General features: G+C 50.5%; 15 protein-coding genes. All 15 read left to right on the top strand.

The features are described from left to right. Nucleotides 1–874, top strand: an 874-nt coding sequence (gene dnaN / locus FP827_01950; GenBank protein ID MBA3051845.1) for a DNA polymerase III subunit beta, incomplete at its 5' end; no start/stop codon positions are given. After that, nucleotides 871–1,143 (top strand): hypothetical protein, encoded by a 273-nt coding sequence (locus FP827_01945; protein MBA3051844.1) that lies wholly within the window; start codon nt 871–873, stop codon nt 1,141–1,143. The genes dnaN and FP827_01945, both read left to right, overlap by 4 nt. Further along, the gene (gene gyrB / locus FP827_01940) at nt 1,140–3,533 is read left to right on the top strand and encodes a DNA topoisomerase (ATP-hydrolyzing) subunit B (protein MBA3051843.1); all 2,394 of its coding nucleotides are present in this window, start codon (nt 1,140–1,142) and stop codon (nt 3,531–3,533) included. Before FP827_01945 ends, gyrB begins: the two co-directional genes overlap by 4 nt. Nucleotides 3,534–3,547: 14 nt before the next feature. Continuing rightward, on the top strand, nt 3,548–6,046 hold the full coding sequence (gene gyrA, locus FP827_01935; GenBank protein MBA3051842.1) for a DNA gyrase subunit A: 2,499 nt from the start codon (nt 3,548–3,550) through the stop codon (nt 6,044–6,046). Then, on the top strand, nt 6,043–7,248 hold the full coding sequence (gene serS, locus FP827_01930) for a serine--tRNA ligase (GenBank protein ID MBA3051841.1): 1,206 nt from the start codon (nt 6,043–6,045) through the stop codon (nt 7,246–7,248). The genes gyrA and serS overlap by 4 nt, the downstream gene beginning before the upstream one ends. Nucleotides 7,249–7,284: 36 nt before the next feature. Continuing rightward, entirely contained in the window at nt 7,285–7,590 is a 306-nt protein-coding gene (locus FP827_01925) for a hypothetical protein (GenBank protein ID MBA3051840.1), read from the top strand. Nucleotides 7,591–7,699: 109 nt separating this feature from the next. Then, nucleotides 7,700–7,879 (top strand): preprotein translocase subunit SecE, encoded by a 180-nt coding sequence (gene secE, locus FP827_01920; protein MBA3051839.1) that lies wholly within the window; start codon nt 7,700–7,702, stop codon nt 7,877–7,879. Continuing rightward, complete coding sequence (gene nusG, locus FP827_01915) at nt 7,879–8,421, top strand: transcription termination/antitermination factor NusG (GenBank protein ID MBA3051838.1); 543 nt, start codon at nt 7,879–7,881, stop codon at nt 8,419–8,421. Before secE ends, nusG begins: the two co-directional genes overlap by 1 nt. Beyond that, nucleotides 8,421–8,855, top strand: a complete 435-nt coding sequence (gene rplK, locus FP827_01910; GenBank protein ID MBA3051837.1) for a 50S ribosomal protein L11 — start codon at nt 8,421–8,423, stop codon at nt 8,853–8,855. Before nusG ends, rplK begins: the two co-directional genes overlap by 1 nt. A gap of 7 nt (nt 8,856–8,862) precedes the next feature. After that, complete coding sequence (gene rplA, locus FP827_01905; protein MBA3051836.1) at nt 8,863–9,537, top strand: 50S ribosomal protein L1; 675 nt, start codon at nt 8,863–8,865, stop codon at nt 9,535–9,537. A gap of 13 nt (nt 9,538–9,550) precedes the next feature. Further along, nucleotides 9,551–10,081: a 50S ribosomal protein L10 gene (locus tag FP827_01900; GenBank protein MBA3051835.1), complete on the top strand. Its 531-nt coding sequence runs from the start codon at nt 9,551–9,553 to the stop codon at nt 10,079–10,081. A gap of 45 nt (nt 10,082–10,126) precedes the next feature. Then, a complete protein-coding gene (locus FP827_01895; GenBank protein ID MBA3051834.1) occupies nt 10,127–10,498 on the top strand; it encodes a 50S ribosomal protein L7/L12 in 372 nt (123 codons plus the stop codon). Then, a complete protein-coding gene (rpoB, locus tag FP827_01890; GenBank protein ID MBA3051833.1) occupies nt 10,495–14,208 on the top strand; it encodes a DNA-directed RNA polymerase subunit beta in 3,714 nt (1,237 codons plus the stop codon). Before FP827_01895 ends, rpoB begins: the two co-directional genes overlap by 4 nt. Continuing rightward, nucleotides 14,198–18,274: a DNA-directed RNA polymerase subunit beta' gene (gene rpoC, locus FP827_01885; protein ID MBA3051832.1), complete on the top strand. Its 4,077-nt coding sequence runs from the start codon at nt 14,198–14,200 to the stop codon at nt 18,272–18,274. Before rpoB ends, rpoC begins: the two co-directional genes overlap by 11 nt. Then, on the top strand, nt 18,271–18,588 hold the full coding sequence (gene rplU, locus FP827_01880) for a 50S ribosomal protein L21 (GenBank protein MBA3051831.1): 318 nt from the start codon (nt 18,271–18,273) through the stop codon (nt 18,586–18,588). The genes rpoC and rplU overlap by 4 nt, the downstream gene beginning before the upstream one ends. The last annotated feature ends 55 nt before the right edge of the window (nt 18,589–18,643 follow it).

Here is an 18,643-nt window from a genome sequence, read left to right as displayed (position 1 = left end):
GAAGGACATAATCATTGAAGAGGGAAAAGACAGCATCAACATAAAATGCGGCAATTTCAAAGCTGATGTGGCTAAAGGCAACCTGCAGGATTATCCCCAGATTCCAGAGGCGCCCGCGTCTTCGGAAAAAGCCGTCACGATTTCCGCATTCCATCTGTCGGAAATGCTGGCCAAGACGATGTTCTCGGCCTCTCGCGACGAGGTGCGATATGTGCTGTGCTCGGTTTATTTTGAAATAGCCAAAGGCGCGTTCACGGTTGTGGCCACCGACGGCAAGCGCCTTGCCACGACATGGAAAAAAGCGGAAATGTCAAAAGACATGAAAGTCTCGGCCATCGTCCCGGTGAAAACGGTGAACATACTTCAGAAGGTGCTCTCAAACTGCAGTGAGAAAGAAGAGGTGAAGATAATCGTGGATGACAGCGGGATCTTTTTTATCACGGAGAACATAACGATGAGTTCACGGCTGATAGACGGCACCTATCCGGATTATAAAAATGTTATCCCCAAAAATGTCAAGATAAAAGCGGAAGCCGACAAGGAAGAGATATTGAACGCCACGGTGCGCGCGGCCAGTATTTATCATTCCGGCATCTCATCGCAGAATTCCTCCGTCAAGTACCAGGTGTCCAAAAACAAGCTGAACATATCGGCGGCTTCCCAGGGCTTCGGCGAGAGCGAAGAGGATATAGATGTGGATTCCACCGGCGGTTCTATCAACATAGCCTTCAACCCGGGTTTTATAATAGACATCTTCAAGCATCTTAGCGATAAGAAAGTGGTGATGGAATTCTCGGATTCGCTCAACGCTGTCGTCGTGAAATCGAAGGAAGACCCGAATTATGTGGCCCTTGTGATGCCGATGAGGTCATGATAGCTCTGGAAAAACTGCTGACGGATCTGCAAAAAAAATTGAAAGACATCCGCTCGGTTTCATCCGTATGGAACGAATGTTCGTTCGCGGAAAAATATGAGATAGACGAGTTCGCGGTGAATAAAAAAAAGCTTATTGTCTATGTGTCCTCGGGCATAATAAAAAAAGACATTGAGATGAATTCGGAGACGATGCTCAGGGAGCTCAACGGGAAACTCTCTTCCCGGAAAGCGGTCCTGACAATTGAAGTGAAAGTGAGGAGAAGATGAAAGAAAACAGCCAGGAAGAACAGGCAAACGGTTATACGGCAAAAGACATAAAGGTTCTCGGCGGCCTTGAAGGGGTGCGGAAGCGCCCCGCCATGTACATAGGTTCAACGGACAAAGGCGGTATGCACCATCTTGTTTACGAGGTGGTGGACAACGGCATAGACGAGGTGCTGGCCGGGTACTGCAAAAATATAGAAGTGATACTGCACGAGGATGATTCCGTAAGCGTCATTGATGACGGGCGGGGCATTCCGGTTGACGAGCATCCGACAGAAAAGAAGAGCGCCGTGGAAGTCATAATGACGACCCTTCACGCCGGAGGCAAATTTGACGCCAACTCGTATAAGATCTCGGGCGGGCTTCACGGCGTCGGGGTGTCGGTCGTCAACGCTCTATCCGAAGATCTGGCGGTGGAAGTGTACAGAGACGGGAAAATATACAGGCAGACGTACAAAAAAGGCATTGCCGTTTCCCCTCTTAAGACCGCCGGCAGCACAAAACTGCACGGCACGAAGGTGACATTTATTCCGGACAGGAGTATTTTTACGCAGAGTTCAAAATTTGATTTCGACTTTCTTTCCAAAAGGCTGCGGGAGCTGGCTTTTCTCAATCCCAGCGCCACGATCAGCATAATAGACGAAGCTGATGACAAAAAACACATTTTTCACTACGACGGGGGCGTGACCTCTTTTGTGAAATTTCTCAATGACGGTAAAAATGTCCTTCATGACGAACCTATTTATATGAAAAAGGAAAAAGACGGCGTGATCGTCGAGGTTGCCATTCAGTACAATGACAAGTATGCCGAGTTTGTGCTTTCTTTTGTCAACAACATCAACACCATCGAGGGCGGGTCGCATCTGGCGGGTTTCAAGGCGGCTCTCACAAGGGTGCTGAACGATTATAAAACAAAAAACGCGCCGGAAAAATTCAAAAAAATCATTTTATCCGGAGAGGACGCCAGGGAAGGGATGACGGCGGTGATAAGTCTGAAGGTGCCGGAGCCCCAATTTGAGGGACAGACAAAGACAAAACTCGGCAATTCTGAGGTGAAGGGAATCGTTGAGAGTGTCGCTTCCGAGGGCCTGCAGACCTTTCTGGAGGAAAATCCCAGAGTGGCCGGCGTGGTCTTACAGAAGATCATACAGGCATCCCATGCCCGCGAAGCCGCGAGAAAAGCAAGGGAACTGACGAGAAGAAAATCCTCGCTTGAAATAAGCTCTCTTCCCGGGAAACTTTCCGACTGCAGTCTGCGGGATCCCAAGCATTGCGAGATCTTCCTGGTTGAGGGAGATTCGGCCGGCGGCAGCGCCAAAGGCGGCCGTGACCGGCGTTTTCAGGCCATACTGCCGCTCAAGGGAAAAATAATAAACGTTGAAAAAGCGCGTCTGGCAAAAGTGCTTTCCAACGACGAGATCAGGGCCACCATAACGGCACTCGGCACAGGCATAGGAGAGGATTTCAACCTGGATAAACTGCGTTACGACAGAATCATCATAATGACGGACGCCGATGTTGACGGCGCGCATATCAGAACGCTCATACTGACGCTGTTTTACAGGCATTTCAAAGAGCTGGTGGAGAAGGACAAGGTTTTTATCGCTCAGCCGCCTCTTTTTCTCGTCAGGAAAGGCAATTTTAAGAAATATCTTATCTCGGAAGAGGAGCTCCAGAATTTTATGATAGATTCCAGCGCCGCCGATGTGAGCATAAGATGCGGCGGACAGAAGGGTGTTGAGCTGAAAAAAGAGCACAATAAAAAATTTCTGGAAGCTGTTATCTACACGAACAAATACCTGAAAAAATTGCGGCTGAAAGACCTGACAAACGCCCAGATCTTAAAATACATGGCAATGGAAAAACTGCCGGTGGCCAGATTTGAGGACAAGCTTTTTTACAGCGACGAAGAGGTGCTGTCGTTTAAAAGGGAATACAGGGAGACGCTCAATGCCGAGCAGGAATCCGGCGAAGACGAAAGGATCAAGGTCGTTAACTTCCCTGAAATAGCGCGGCTCGTTAAAAATCTTAAACAGCTCAATCATTACGGCGCGGAAATGGATGCAGATCCGGCGACCTTCAAAAAACCGGTTGTGGTAAGAGGCAAAACAGGTGAAAGCATATGTGATACGCTGACGGCCGTTATGCAGGCTTTTGAAGAGGCCGGACGCACGGGGCTGGTGATACAGCGTTATAAAGGTCTGGGAGAAATGAACCCGGATCAGTTGTGGGAGACGACGATGGATCCGCTGACCCGGCATCTGGTTTCCGTAAAACTTGAGGATTCGGTGGAGGCGGAGAGGATATTCACGACTCTGATGGGAGATGTTGTGGAATCAAGAAGGCAGTTCATACAGGATAATGCGCTCAGAGTGCAGAATCTTGATATTTAGAAGAAGGGGCGGATATGGCAAAAAATACTAAACCAGGCGTGGAAGAAGAAAAAGTCGGCACTCAGACACAGGACATTTCAAAAGTGCTGGTGAGAAATGTGGAAACCGAGATGATCACTTCCTACATCAATTACTCTATGAGTGTCATAGTGGGAAGGGCTCTTCCGGATGTGCGGGACGGACTCAAACCCGTGCACAGGAGAATCCTTTATTCTATGAAGGAACTCGGCCTCTCTTACAACAAAACTTTCAAAAAAGCGGCCAGAATAGTCGGTGAATGTCTGGGTAAATATCATCCACACGGCGATCTTTCTGTTTATGACGCGCTCATAAGAATGGCGCAGCACTTCTCACTGCGCTATCCGCTTGTCAGGGGACAGGGCAATGTGGGTTCCATAGACGGAGACCCGCCCGCGGCCATGAGATATGTGGAAGCCAAGCTTGAGAGGATAGCGGATGAGATGCTCAAGGATCTGGACAAAGGCACGGTTGATTTTAGGGACAATTTTGACGCCACACTCCAGGAGCCGACGGTTATGCCCTCGAATTTCCCGAATCTTCTTGTGAACGGCTCGGAAGGAATCGCCGTGGGTATGGCCACAAAAATCCCCCCGCACAATCTGAGCGAAGTGGTGGACGCGACTATCGCTTTGATAGATAATCCCGAGCTTGACGACGCTACACTCTTCAAACTCATTCCGGCTCCCGATTTTCCGACGGCGGCTATAATCACAAACCGCAGCGGGATCCAGCAGGCTTATAAAACCGGAAGGGGCTCTTTTAAAATAAAGGCCCGCGCGGAAATAGAACAGGTCAAAGGCGGCAGGGAGGTAATAGTGGTAACCGAGCTGCCCTATCAGGTGAACAAGGCCAGGCTGATAGAAAATATAGCCATTCTTGTCAGGGAAAAGAAAATAACAGGCATCATGAACCTCAGGGACGAATCCGATAAGGACGGGGTACGCGTGGTTGTGGATGTTTCCAGAGACGCCGTAGGTGGAGTTGTGCTGAATCAGCTTTTCAAGCACACGCAGCTGTCGGTCAGCTTCGGCATAATACTCCTGTCGCTGGTCAACAATGTGCCGAAGGTGCTGAGCCTCCGGCAGATGCTCGGCTATTACATAGACCACAGAATTGATGTTATCACAAGGCGCACCAAATTCGATCTTGCCAAGGCCGAAGCGCGCGCGCACATTCTTGAGGGACTGAGGATAGCCCTTGAAAACCTGGACAAGATCATAAAGACGATAAAGGAGTCCGAAAACCCCGCTGCCGCCAAAGATGCTCTCGTCAAAAATTTCAAAATGAGCGAGCTGCAGGCGTCTGCCATTCTTGAGATGAGACTGCATCAGCTCACCGGCCTTGAAAGGATCAAGGTGGAGGAAGAGTATATAGAAAAGATCAAGCTCATAGAGAAGCTGAAAAAGATCCTTGCCGACACCGGAGAAATCCTCGCCATAATCAAGGAGGATCTTGAAGAGGTGAGAAAAAAATACGGCGATAAGCGTTTAACGGAAATATCCGACGAAGACACGGATATAGAAGACGAGGATCTCATAAGCGACACAGAGGTGGCGCTGACGATAACCCATCAGGGTTATATCAAGAGAGTGCCGCTCTCCACCTGGCGCGTTCAGGGCCGCGGCGGCAAGGGCGTGAATTCGATGAAGACAAAAGATGAGGATTATCTGGAACATCTTTTTGTCACCTCAAATCTCGCTACCTTTCTGGTGTTTACAAATCTGGGCAAGCTCTACTGGCTGAAGGTGTGGAAAATACCCGAGGCGACCAGGACATCCCAGGGTAAGGCCCTCGTTAATTTCCTGGCATTCAAGACAGCGAGCGAAAAGTTCAATTCGTTCTGCCAGATAAGAAATCTTGCTGATGCCTGTGGAACACTTCTGATGGTGTCCGAAAAAGGCCTTATCAAAAAAACACCGGTTGCCGCATACAGCCACCCGCGCTCTTCGGGCATCATAGCCATCAATCTGAAAGAGGGGGATAAGCTTGTCAAAGTTCAGCCCTCCGATGAAAAATCGGATGTTGTGATAGCCACGAAGCTGGGCAAAGCCATAAGATTTTCCGAAACAACCGTCAGGTCGGTTGGCCGCAGCGCCTCCGGCGTGCGGGGAATAAGGCTCGGTGCGGGAGACAGCGTTGTCGGGATGGTCGTCCAGAAACCCTCTTCCAAAGAAGCCGTTCTTGTCATATCTGAAAAAGGATACGGTAAAAGAACGGATATCCTGGCTTACAGAAAACAGAGCCGCGGCGGGAAGGGCGTGATCAACATGAAAATAAATGACAAGACGGGCCCGGTTGTCGCTATATTCTCATGCGGCATTGATGATGAGATCATGATAATAACGACAGGCGGCATCACCATAAGGCAGAAAGCGAAAAACATCAGAATGATAGGCCGGGCGACATCGGGCGTGAGGCTCATCAAACTGGGCGAGGGAGACAGGGTAGCCTCGGCCGGCAAGATAATTTCTGACGAAGAAATCGCCGTATGATAAATATTCAGCTGTTGAGGGAGGATCTGGAGCTTTTTAAAAAGCGTCTGGGTGTACGCTGCAAGGCAGAATTGCTCGAGAAGATCCTTCTGGTTGACGGGCAAAGGCGCGAAATCCTCAAGGAAGTAGAGGGGCTCAGGGCCAAACAGAAAAAAGTCACTTCTCCGGATGAGGGCCGGCAGGTCAAGGCCGCGAGAAAAGAACAGGAGGATGTTCTCAAAAAACTCGATGCTGAGTTTCAGGCACTGATCGATACGGTGCCGAATCTTCCGGATGAGGATGTGCCGGGCGGATACGCGGAAAATAACAGGGTGACAAAAAACATAGGAGAGCCGGCGAAAAAAGACGGCCCGCCGCACTGGGAAATAGTCAAGCTCCTTGATATAGTTGATTTTGAAACAGCCTCGGAAATCACCGCTTCCTTCTGGCCCCTGCTTAAAGGCGACGGCGTAAGGCTGGAAATGGCGCTCATCAACTTTTTTCTGGACGAGAACGACAAAGCCGGCTTTACTCCGGTCATGGTGCCGGCCCTGGTTTCGGCCCGCAGCGCTTACGGAACGGGACAGCTCCCCAAGTTTGAAGACGATCTTTATAAAGTCGCTGAAGACAATCTCTATCTCATCCCTACCGGAGAGGTGCCGGCGGGAAATCTTTTCAGGAACAAGATCATGGATAGCGCCAAACTCCCTCTCAAGATCCAGATTCCCAGCGCGTGTTTCAGGCGCGAGGCCGGTTCATGGGGCAAGCTGGGGAAGGGGCTCATAAGGAATCATCAGTTCAACAAGGTGGAGATCTTTGAGTTTGTAAAACCCGAAACCTCCGAAAAAACCCTTGACGAAATGGTGGAAAGGGTTTCTTCGCTTTTGCGGAAACTGGGCCTGGTCCACAGGATCGTTCTTCTTGCCGCAGGGGACATGGGTTTTTCGGCGGCCAAAACATACGATATAGAAGTGTGGATGAAGGGCATGGGGGACTGGCTCGAGGTTTCGTCCTGTTCCAACTGCCGTGATTTTCAGTCCCGCCGGACGGGGACAAGATTCAAAAATGATTCAGGAAAAACAGAGTTTGTCCACACCCTCAACGGCTCGGCTCTGGCGGTGGGCAGGATCTTCGCGGCCGTATGCGAAAATTTCTGGGATGGGCAAGCCGTCATCCTTCCCGATTGCCTGAAACAATACATAGGCAAAAACAGTATAGGATAGTTGCCGTAAAAGCGCAAAATATGGTAAAATCCTAGCATGGGCGCAAAAGGCTGGGAGATCAATAACAAAGTCAAAGGGACATTGACAAGGAACTGGGTCGATGTCCCTAACCTCTCTATCGGCACCGTAAGGGATGTTGTCGTTATAAAAGGCGACCTTAAATTCAAAGGCGGCAAGGTGTCCGCCGACAGCGAAACCGCTGTTATTGACGTTCTCAAAAAAATAGAAAGAGAGCTGCGCCAGGGCGCGGATATAAAAATGATCAAATGGGAACTGACCCAGTGGGAGAAGCGCGGCGGCAAATGGTATAAGAAAAAACTCAAGCATGAAAGCGGCGCTTAGGCCGTAAATTCTCTCCTGCGGGGCGGCGCTATTATCAAAAACCGGAATTGCCTTGCGGAAATACTTGACACATCACAGGAAGTTTTTATAGCATTAGTCCTTTTATGGTATGAGCAACGTTATAAAATTTTTCAAAAGCGTGTATGCGGAACTGGACCGTATATCGTGGGCGTCGAAAAGAGATGTGGCGGGTTTTACTGTTGTCGTGCTGGTTTTGGTGGTTGCGGTGTCGTTTTTTATTATGGCGGTTGATTTGATAATTTCGAAAATAGTGGGGATATTTATCTGATGGGCGAATATAAATTCTATGTTGTTCAGGCCCTTGTGGGTTCGGAAAAGAGGGTCTACGAGGCCCTCCAGGCCAAAATAGCCTCTTATGCCGAAGAGGGCGCTGAACCCAAGATAAGACAGGTGATAATGCCTGAAGAGAAAGTGGTGGACATCAGAAAAAAGAAGAATGTCGTCCGCCCCAGAAAGATACTTCCCGGATATATCATAATAGAGATGGTGCTTGACGAGGAAACCTTCTGGTTCATCAACGGTATCCGCGGCGTGAGCGGTTTTCTCGGGGGCAAGACCCCTTTTACCGTAAAGCCGCAGGAAGTGGAATACCTCAAAGAAATGGTGACGGAATCCGAAAAGGAAAAACCGCGGCCGTCGGTGCAATTCGCCAAAAACGACAACGTGCGGATCATTGACGGGCCTTTCGCCAATTTTGCGGGGGAGATAGATCATGTGGACGAGGCCAAGGGCAAGCTGAGGGTACTGGTGTCCATATTCGGCCGCTCGACGCCGGTGGAGCTTAAATTTTACCAAGTGGAGAAAACATAATGGCAAAGAAAAAAAAGATAAAGGCTCAGATAAAACTTCAGATTCCCGCCGCCGCCGCTAACCCGGCGCCCCCGGTAGGCCCCGCGCTCGGCCAGCACGGCGTCAATATCATGGAATTCTGTAAGCAGTTCAACGAAGCGACAAAGGGGGAAGAGACAGGAATGCTCATCCCCGTGGTCATATCCGTTTACGAAGACAGGAGTTTTGCTTTCATAACAAGAGTGCCTCCGATATCCTCTCTTATCAAAAAAGCTGTCGGTATAGCGAAAGCCTCCGGCGTGCCCAATAAGGAAAAGAAGGGAAAGCTCAGTATGGCGCAGGTCAGGGAAATAGCCGCGAAAAAACTGCCCGATCTTAATACGGAGAACATGGATTCCGCCTGCCGGATGGTGGAAGGCACGGCCCGCAGCATGGGTATTGAAGTGGGGGACTGATTTTCTTATGAAAAACAAAAGATATTCGGAATCGCTTAAAGCTGTTGAGGAAGGCAGAGTATATACGCTTGAAGAGGGCCTGAAAGTACTTAAAAGCTTCAAAAAAGCGAAGTTTGACGAAAGCGTTGAGATGCACATAAGTCTCAACACGGGCATGAAAAAAATACCGCAGAGCATCACCGGTTCCGTGTCTCTGCCGGCCGGCACGGGAAAAACCGTGCGCGTGGCGGTGATAACTAAAGGCGTGAAGGCGGAGGAAGCTCTTGCCGCGGGCGCGGATAAAGTCGGCGGAGAAGATATCATAAGCGAGATACAGGCCGGTAAGATAGATTTTGACGTACTCCTCACCACCCCGGACTGCATGAAGGATGTCGCGAAGGTGGCCAGGATCATAGGCCCCCGCGGTCTGATGCCCACGCCCAAAGCCGGCACGGTGACTATGGATATCGCCGCCGCGGTGAAAAATTACAAGGCGGGGTTGCTCAGATGGAAAGTTGATTCTTCCGGCAACATTCACGCCGCCTGCGGAAAGGTATCGTTCGCGGATGATAAGCTCGCGGAAAACATAAAAGCGTTTTTGGAATCTGTCAGATCGGCGAAAATGCCATTACCCGCGGGTAATGTGATTAAACACGTTTCTATAGCGACGACGATGTCGCCGGGTGTGCGCATCAGCGCGTAATTGAGGGAAAAAAATGAAACTCAGAGCTGAAAAAGAAAAGTGGTTGGAGAATAGGGATAAATTTGTAAAAGAGAACAGGGCTTTTATTTTCGCCGAATTTCAGAAAATGACCGTTAAGGATATGACGGAACTGCGTATGCGCCTCGGCCGGGCGCAGGCCGTCACGGAAGTCGTGAAGAACAGGCTTTTCAAAAAACTGATGCAGGACGACTGGGAGCAGATAGCGTCTTTCGTCCACGGACCCACGGCGGTTGTTTTTACCGATGACTCGCTCATCAGCGAGGTCTGCAAGGCTCTTGGGGATTTCTCAAAAGAAAATGAGCATTTTAAGGTGCGCGGAGGTTTTTTAAGACCCAGACGGGTGCTGAGCGCCGGTGATATTTCAGGCATCGCGTCCATGCCTGACAGGGATACACTCATAGCGATGGTGGCGCGCGCGGCGCAGGGCCCGCTTTACGCTTTTCACAATGTGTGCAAAATGCTGTTGTCAGGCGTTGTCTTCGCCTTGAGCGATTACGCGCGTAAGAAAGAGCAGCAAAACTAAGAGTTTCGAAATCGATGATATGGTAGAAGGGAGGAGATAATGGCTATAAGCAAAGATGAGATTATTGAAGGTATTTCAAAGATGACTGTCATGGAGCTCAGCGAGCTCGTCAAGGCGATTGAAGAAAAATTCGGAGTCAGCGCGCAGATGGCGGCTCCGCAGGTTGTTGCCGCAGCAGGTGCGGGAGCTGCCGAAGCCGAGGAAAAAACAGAATTTGACGTGATCCTTAAAGTCGTGGGTGACAAAAAAATTCAGGTCATCAAAGTTGTCAGAGAGCTCATGTCTCTGGGCCTTAAGGAAGCGAAAGACGTAGTGGACGGCGCGCCCAAAAAAGTGGGAGAGGCGCTACCGAAAGAAAAGGCGGAAGAAATAAAGGCGAAACTCGAAGAAGTCGGTGCTACTTGTGAAATAGCATGAAGGAAATAAGATTAGAGCGGGTCAAGGGTAAGGATTTTTCCTCGACCACGCTCTTTCTGGATATACAGACAAAATCCTATCAGGATTTTTTGCAGGCGGATGTTCCCCAGCCCGAAAGAAAACCCATCGGTCTTGAGGGAGCGTTCCAGGATATTTTTCCCATTGTCTCAACGAATGGACGGATGGAACTGGAGTATGCCGGTTATTCGATAGGCAAGCCTGCCCTGACGGAGATTGAAGCCAGGAAAAAAGAGCTGACTTATTCCATCCCGGTTAGAATCAAACTGCGTCTCAAAAAATACAGAGAGCAGGGCGCCGTTCCGCACATTTTTGAGAAGGAAATCAATTTCTGTAATGTTCCTTATATGACCAAAAGCGGAAATTTCATCATCAACGGCAACGACAGGGTGATAGTGAATCAGCTCCACCGTTCGCCGGGAGTGATTTTCGAGGAAGCCTCGGCTCACGAGGTGACGCAGCTGGGCCGTCAGAAATTCACAGCCGGCATCATCCCCTACCGCGGCGCATGGGTGGAATTTGAGTTTGATTACGACAATGCCCTGATCGTCGTCATAGACAGGAGGAAAAAATTCCCCGCTACGGTGATACTCCGCGCCCTCGGCCTTGAGACAAATGACCAGATCGTGGAAAGGTTTTATCAAACGGAAGAAGTGCCTGCCGGCTCAATAGATCTGGAGTCCCCTGAAAGAACCTATCTCGGAAAAACCCTTCCCCCTGCCGCGGACGGGAAAGTGCCGTACTACGCAGGATGTGGAATAGATTCCAACCTTATACAATTCGCCATCGCCGCAGGCATGAAAAAGATCACGATTATAACAAAATCCTCCGCTGCGGACAATGTGGCCATACTGGAGACCCTGAAGAAGGACAACGTGCGCTCACAGAAACAGGCGATAGTGGAATTTTTCAAAAAACTGAGGATACAGGAATTCACGAGCGAAGCGACGGCGAAGGAGTTTTTTTCGACGCTGCTTTTCAAGAGCACGAAAAGATATGACCTGTCCTTTGTGGGCAGGTACAAACTTAATCTCAGGCTGGCGAAGACCTACGAAAAACTCGGCTTGAAGGTGCCATCGCTTTCCAGAAGAACGCTCTGCTACGAGGACATTCTGGCCGTAATATACAATGTCATAGCGCTCAACCAGAAACTTGAGAGCAAGGTGGACGACATAGATCACCTCGGCAACAGAAGGATCAGGTCGGTGGGAGAGCTGTTGCAGAATCAGATTAAAATAGGCCTGACAAATCTCGCCAGGGTTTCGCGCGACAGGATGAATATGAAGCAGGATGTGAAAAATCCGCAGGAGCTTGTCAACACGACTTCCATCATAACCACGATCAACAAATTCTTCGCCACCTCCCAGCTTTCACAGTTTTTGGATCAGACCTCACCTGTGTCGGAGTTGACTCACAAGAGAAGGCTTTCGGCCATAGGGCCGGGCGGTCTCAACCGCAAACGCGCCGGTTTTGAGGTGCGGGACGTGCACAATTCTCATTACGGAAAAATATGCCCTATTGAAACCCCTGAAGGCCAGAATATAGGCCTCATTGTTTCACCGTCGGTGTATGCCCGCGTGAATCAGTACGGCCTTTTAGAAACACCCTATAAAAAAGTTGAGAATGGCGTTGTTACCGGCAAAGTGGAATATATGACGGCAGATGAGGAAGAGCGCTGTACGATAGGCCCGGCCACAATGAAGGTTGATGATAACGGCCGCATAATCGACAATTCCATAATGGCCCGGCGCGGCGGCGAGTTTCTGTTCGCCGCTTCTAAGGAAATACAGTATTCGGATGTCGCTTCCAACCAGATATTGAGTCCCTCGGCGGGGCTGATACCTTTTATTGAACATGACGATGCCAACAGAGCTCTTATGGGAGCGAACATGCAGAGGCAGGCGGTGCCGCTGCTTTCCACCGAGGCACCTCTTGTGGCCACGGGCATGGAAAAGAGCATAGCCGTGGACAGCTTGGCTGTTGTTTGCGCCGACAACCCCGGAACGATTGTGAGCGTGCAGTCGGATAGGATAATGATAGAGAGAGAAGACGGCCAATATGATGTTTATGAGCTGTTGAAATTCCTCAGGACCAACCAGAACACCTGTATAAATTACTCGCCGATGGTCACGGTGGGCCAGAAAGTGAAAAAAGGCGCTATCCTCACAAGGGGTTGTGCCACGGATGACGGCCTTCTCGCCCTGGGCAAAAATGTCCTTGTGGCCTATCTTTCCTGGGAAGGCTATAATTATGAGGACGCCATAATAGTCAGCGAAAGGCTGGTGAAGGATGACGTCTTTACCTCAATCCACATCACGCGTCACGAGTCCGAAGTGCACACCGGAGTCGGCGGGGCTGACGACAGATCGGAAGAAATAACGCGGGATATCCCGGGCGTTTCTCCCGCTCAGATAGCCAGACTTGATTCAAACGGCATCGTTGTCGAGGGCACCTATGTGGAGCCGGGCGATATCCTGGTGGGAAAAGTGATTCCTGAAGAAGAAACCTATGTGCCTCACGAGGTGCTGTTGCGCAGTATTTTCGGAGATAAGGGCCGCCGCTTCAAAGATGTGTCTCTCACCGTTCCTCCGGGGACAAGAGGGACTGTCATAGGCGTGGAGCTTTTTGAAAGAAAATCCAAGCTCACAAAATTTCAGAGGGAGAAAAAGGTCAAGGCCGTCATGGAAAAATTCAAAGATCTCGGTGCGGAACTCCGCTCCATGAGGAACGGCGAGATAAAAGACGCGGACCGCGATTTTGAGAAAAAGAATATTGCATCAGCCCAGCACAAAAAACTGGTGGAAAAGATCCAGAAATTCTATGAATTTGAACTGGACATGATGAAAAAGCAGAGAGATACGGCCGTTAAAGACGCCAAGGGCGCCACGGATCTGCCGCCGGGGGTGAGCAAGAAAGTCAAGGTATACATCGCCACCCGCAGAAAAATATCCATAGGCGATAAAATGGCCGGACGTCACGGCAACAAGGGCGTTGTATCAATAGTGCTGCCGGTTGAGGATATGCCTTTTCTTCCGGACGGAACGCCGGTTGACATGATGATCAGCCCGCTGAGCGTGCCGTCCAGAATGAACATCGGCCAGATATTTGAAACGCTCCTGGGTTTCTCCGCCAAAAAACAGAATGTGAGGTTTATATGCCCGTCTTTTAACAGCCCTGTTTTTGAAACCGATGTGGCCGGAAACCTGAAAAAGGCCGGACTCCCGCCCAACGGCGCTTTTACCCTTTTTGACGGCCGAACGGGCCGTCCGCTTATGGAAAAGGTCAGTGTGGGTTACCCCTATATGCTCAAACTTGTGCATATGTCCGAGGATAAGATCCATGCCCGTTCCACCGGCCATTACTCAATGGTCACCAGGCAGCCGGTGGGAGGCAAATCCCTTATGGGCGGCCAGCGTTTCGGGGAGATGGAGGTGTGGGCCATCGAGGCCTACGGCGCCGCTAATCTACTCAGGGAGTTTTTGACCGTAAAGAGCGATGATGTGAAAAGCCGCCAGAAACTGCTGGAGACAATAATAGGTGATGAGCCCGGTAAAGACGAGAAGCCGAAAGACAGATTTATGCCAGCCCCGTCGACGCCTGAAGCTTTCCAGGTGCTCGTGAGGGAACTGCAGTCAATGGGTTTCAAGATTGAGCTTTCGAAAAATAAAGGTGCCGCGAAAAATGAAAAATAAATCAAAAGATAATCTGGATTTTACGAATTTTGACAGTCTGAGAATTTCTCTGGCCTCGCCTCAGATGATCAAGAAATGGTCTTACGGTGAAGTGAAAAAGGGCGACACGATAAATTACAGGACTTTCAAGCCTGAGAGAGACGGGCTTTTCTGCGAGGCGATATTCGGGCCCACAAAAGATCACGAATGCCAGTGCGGCAAATACAAATTCCGCAAGTATGAGGGAATCGTCTGCGAGCGCTGCGGCGTGGAAGTCACCGAATCCGAAGTGCGCCGCCACAGGCTCGGTCACATAGATCTGGCGGTGCCGGTTTCTCATGTCTGGTTTCTGAGAAAGACCCCTTCCCGCGTGGGCGTGCTCCTTGGTATGAAGATCACGGATCTTGAAAAGGTCATTTACTACGCCAATTACATCGTGACGGATCCCGGAGCGACGCCGCTGAAGCTGAAGCAGCTGCTCTCAATAGACGATCACGCGCGCTTGAGGAAACTCTACGGCCTCAGGTTCAAAGCGGGCATCGGAGCTTCCGCCATCCGGAAACTCCTTAAAGAAATGAATGTGGAAAAGCGGATGGAAGAACTCAGGGCTAAACTCAAAACCGAGAAATCAGCCGTGGGCATCTCGCGAATGGACAAACATCTTAAAATAGTGGAAAGTTTTTTTTACTCCGGCAACAAGCCCGACTCCATGATATTGACGGCACTGCCGGTGATGCCTCCCGGTCTGAGGCCGCTGGTGGCGCTTGAGAGCGGCCGCTTCGCCTCATCGGATCTTAACGATCTGTACCGCAGGATCATCAACAGGAACAACAGGCTCAAACACATAAAAGAGCTCAGGGCTCCCGAGGTTGTCGTCAACAATGAAAAACGCCTTCTTCAGGAAGCGGTTGACGCCCTTATAGAAAATGGCATCCGCGGCAAAACCGTGGTGTCGGCATCCGGACGCGCGCTCAAATCCCTCGCGGATATAACAAAAGGGAAAAGAGGCCGCTTCAGGCAGAACCTCCTCGGCAAAAGAGTGGATTTTTCCGGACGCGCCGTTATTGTCGTCGGGCCGCAGCTCCACATTGACCAGGTGGGTGTACCCAAATATATGGCCGTGGAACTCTTCAAGCCTTTTATCATAAGAGAGCTGCGAAAGCAGGGCCTGGCCTCGCACATAAAAGACGCCAACAGGGTGATACGCGAACAGCCCGGTCTTGTTTTCGATCTTCTGGAAAAGATAATGAAGATGTATCCGATCATGATAAACCGCGCTCCGACACTCCACAGACTCAGCATACAGGCCTTTTATCCGGTTCTTGTGGAAGGAAACGCCGTGCAGCTCCATCCTCTCGTGTGTTCGCCGTTTAACGCGGACTTTGACGGTGACCAGATGGCGCTCCATCTGCCTCTGACGCCCGAGGCGAGAATGGAGGTTATGACCCTCCTTATGTCAACGAAAAACTTTTTTTCTCCGGCCAACGGCAATATGCTCGACACCCCGTCCCAGGACATGGTGCTCGGTATCGCGTATCTGACGAAGATGAAACCGGGGGAAGTCGGCGAGGGTAAAATATTCAAGGACGCGGATGAGGCCATAAGGGCTTTCCGCTTTAGTGTTGTCGGGCTCCACGCCAAAATAAAAGTGGCGGGCCTGAATGAAATATCGGAAAAAGACAAAGACGGCAAAATTCTAAAGCCTTCGGAGTGGAAAGACTACACCACGCCCGGGCGCATCATCTTCAATGACATCATTCCCGCGGGCATTGACAAGATCAACATGGAGATGACGAAAAGCAAGATCCATGAATTGATCATGAACATACACATCAAGGCGAATAACTATGTTCTGGCGCAATTCCTGGACAGGATAAAAAGGCTGGGTTTTCATTACGCGACGGTGTCGGGCAGTTCCATTCTGGTGGAGTCCCTTATCCAGTGCGGAGCCAAAGACAAGATAATCAACGAATCAAAAGAAAAAGTTTTGAGGTTTGATAAGAGTTATCAGGCCGGCATAATGAGTAAACAGGAAAGGTACAACAGGATAATATCCCTCTGGCAGGACACCAGTGACACGCTGGCGGATATGGTTTTTGAGGATATGGCCAAGCAGGAGCTCAAACCGTATAAGGTCGGTGAGCCGAGGTTCAACTCACTGTACATAATGGCCTCTTCCGGCGCGAGAGGTTCGCGCACGCAGGTGCGTCAGCTTGTGGCGATGAGAGGCCTGATGGCCAAGCCGCAGAAAAGAGTGACCGGCGAGATCGGTGAGGTCGTTGAGACGCCAATTGTTTCCAATTTCAGGGAAGGCATGACGGTGCCTGAATATTTTATTTCGACTCACGGCGGCAGAAAAGGCCTTTCGGACACGGCCCTCAAAACCGCCGAGGCGGGCTATCTTTCAAGAAAACTTGTGGATGTCGGCCAGGATGTCGTCGTCTGCATGGATGACTGTCAGTCCGTAAACGGCATCACGGTTTCCGCTCTCATGGAGGGCCAGAATGTCGTTGAGTCGCTGTCCGAAAGAATAGTGGGACGCGTTGTCATTGATAACATCGTCAACCCCATCACCGACGAGGTGCTCATAAAAGAAGGTGAACTTGTCAGCGAAGCTGACGCGAAGAAAATAGAGGATGCGGGTTTTGTATCGGTCAAAATAAGATCTGTACTCACATGCCAGGCACCCCGCGGCTGCTGCGCCAAGTGCTACGGACGAGATCTTTCAACAGGCCGGATGGTCAGGTTGGGCGGTACGGTCGGCGTCATCGCGGCCCAGAGTGTCGGCGAGCCGGGCACACAGCTGACACTGCGGACTTTCCACATCGGTGGTATAGCCGGAAGGATCATGGACACCTCTGAACTGCGCGCCATGTCAGACGGTAAAGTGGAATTTGAAAATCTTCAGACAATAAAAAACAAAGAGGGCATTCTCGTCGTCATCAGCAAAAACGCGAAAATGATATTCAGGCATCCGAAAAAAGTCATCCCCCAGACTTTCAGCCTCCCCTACGGCGCTGAAATTAAATTTAACGACAGCAGAAAAGTGCGAAAGGGCGAGCTGATAGGCCAGTGGAACCCCAGGGAAATGCCTCTTATCGCAGTGCACTCTGGAACCATCCGCTGGAGAGACATAATTTCGGGCATCACTATCAGGGAAGACAGGTCCAAAGAAACCGGCCTTCTTGAGCGCATAGTCATACCTTATCAGAGGAGTAAATACAGGCCGCAGCTGGAAGTTGTGGGAGATACCGGCAAAAAAGACGTTTTTCCCCTTCCTCCCGATACGCACATCAGCGTCTCAAACAAAGACAAAGTTGTGGCGGGCGATATTGTGGCCAAGATCCCTCAGGAGATAACAAAGATCAAGGACATTACCGGCGGACTGCCGCGCGTGACCGAGCTTTTTGAAGCCCGCAGGCCGAAAAAGGCCGCTGTTATCACCGAGATCTCCGGGATTGTTGAGATCATGCAGTCGGAAAAAGGCGAGATGATGGTGAAGATCACTCCGTCCCGAGGAGGAGAAGCGAGGGAATATCTGATTCCGCACGGCAAACATCTTATTGTTTATAACGGCGATGAAGTGTCGGCGGGAGACCAGCTTACCGACGGCGCCATGGATCCCCATGACATCCTCAAGGTGCAGGGTGAGAAAGGCGTGCAGACCCATCTTCTTGACGAGGTGCAGGGCGTTTACCGCCTGCAGGGTGTCAAGGTGAACGACAAGCACATAGAGATCATCATCAAACAGATGCTTTCCATGGTGCGCATTGTGGATCCCGGCGATACATCTTTTGTTCCGGGCGAGCAGGTCGGAAAATGGGAAGTGCGCGAGTCGAACGAAAAGCTTTCGGCTTCCAAGAAAAAGGCCTCCTTTGAATCCATTCTACAGGGCATAACGAGAGCCGCTCTGAACAGCAAGTCGTTCATATCCGCGGCGTCGTTCCAGGAGACCACAAGGGTACTCACCGAAGCCGCCATAAGGGGGGCCGAGGATAATTTTGAGGGCCTGAAAGAAAATATTATAGTGGGCAGGAAGATACCCGCCGGCACGGGCCTGGCGGAAACAAAGAGGACCTTACAATGAGCGATATAAAAGATTACGCAGTCATCGACGGCGGAGGCAAACAGTATTTTGTGAGCGTTGGAGACAAGGTCGAGCTCGACAACGAGGGGCTTGAGAGCATAGATAAGGTTCTTCTGATAAAAACAGGGGATAAAGTCCTCATGGGCGAACCCGTGATCTCCGGAGCGACAGTCGGCCTTAAATTCATCGGAGCGCAAAAAGCACCGAAGGTCATTTCGTTCAAGAAAAAGCGCCGCAAAGGCTATCGCCGCAAAATAGGCCACCGCCAGCAGTACTTCGTCTACGAAGTAAAAGATATCAAGACCGCCGCCTGACTCGCCCCGAGCGCGGGACGCTTTTGTTATCAGGATTTCTTTGCTATAATAACCC

It is taken from the genome of Candidatus Omnitrophota bacterium (assembly GCA_013791745.1).
Classification (GTDB): Bacteria; CG03; CG03; order CG03; family CG03; genus CG03.
The sequence above is the reverse complement of the archived record's forward strand: the minus strand, read 5'-3'. Positions and strand labels throughout refer to the sequence as shown.

What these genes read in the sequence shown, in the direction of transcription:
- FP827_01945 (MBA3051844.1), top strand. Translation starts at nt 871, where the DNA reads ATGATAGCTCTGGAAAAACTGCTGACGGATCTGCAAAAAAAATTGAAA.
- gyrB (MBA3051843.1), top strand. Translation starts at nt 1,140, where the DNA reads ATGAAAGAAAACAGCCAGGAAGAACAGGCAAACGGTTATACGGCAAAA.
- gyrA (MBA3051842.1), top strand. Translation starts at nt 3,548, where the DNA reads ATGGCAAAAAATACTAAACCAGGCGTGGAAGAAGAAAAAGTCGGCACT.
- serS (MBA3051841.1), top strand. Translation starts at nt 6,043, where the DNA reads ATGATAAATATTCAGCTGTTGAGGGAGGATCTGGAGCTTTTTAAAAAG.
- FP827_01925 (MBA3051840.1), top strand. Translation starts at nt 7,285, where the DNA reads ATGGGCGCAAAAGGCTGGGAGATCAATAACAAAGTCAAAGGGACATTG.
- secE (MBA3051839.1), top strand. Translation starts at nt 7,700, where the DNA reads ATGAGCAACGTTATAAAATTTTTCAAAAGCGTGTATGCGGAACTGGAC.
- nusG (MBA3051838.1), top strand. Translation starts at nt 7,879, where the DNA reads ATGGGCGAATATAAATTCTATGTTGTTCAGGCCCTTGTGGGTTCGGAA.
- rplK (MBA3051837.1), top strand. Translation starts at nt 8,421, where the DNA reads ATGGCAAAGAAAAAAAAGATAAAGGCTCAGATAAAACTTCAGATTCCC.
- rplA (MBA3051836.1), top strand. Translation starts at nt 8,863, where the DNA reads ATGAAAAACAAAAGATATTCGGAATCGCTTAAAGCTGTTGAGGAAGGC.
- FP827_01900 (MBA3051835.1), top strand. Translation starts at nt 9,551, where the DNA reads ATGAAACTCAGAGCTGAAAAAGAAAAGTGGTTGGAGAATAGGGATAAA.
- rpoB (MBA3051833.1), top strand. Translation starts at nt 10,495, where the DNA reads ATGAAGGAAATAAGATTAGAGCGGGTCAAGGGTAAGGATTTTTCCTCG.
- rpoC (MBA3051832.1), top strand. Translation starts at nt 14,198, where the DNA reads ATGAAAAATAAATCAAAAGATAATCTGGATTTTACGAATTTTGACAGT.
- rplU (MBA3051831.1), top strand. Translation starts at nt 18,271, where the DNA reads ATGAGCGATATAAAAGATTACGCAGTCATCGACGGCGGAGGCAAACAG.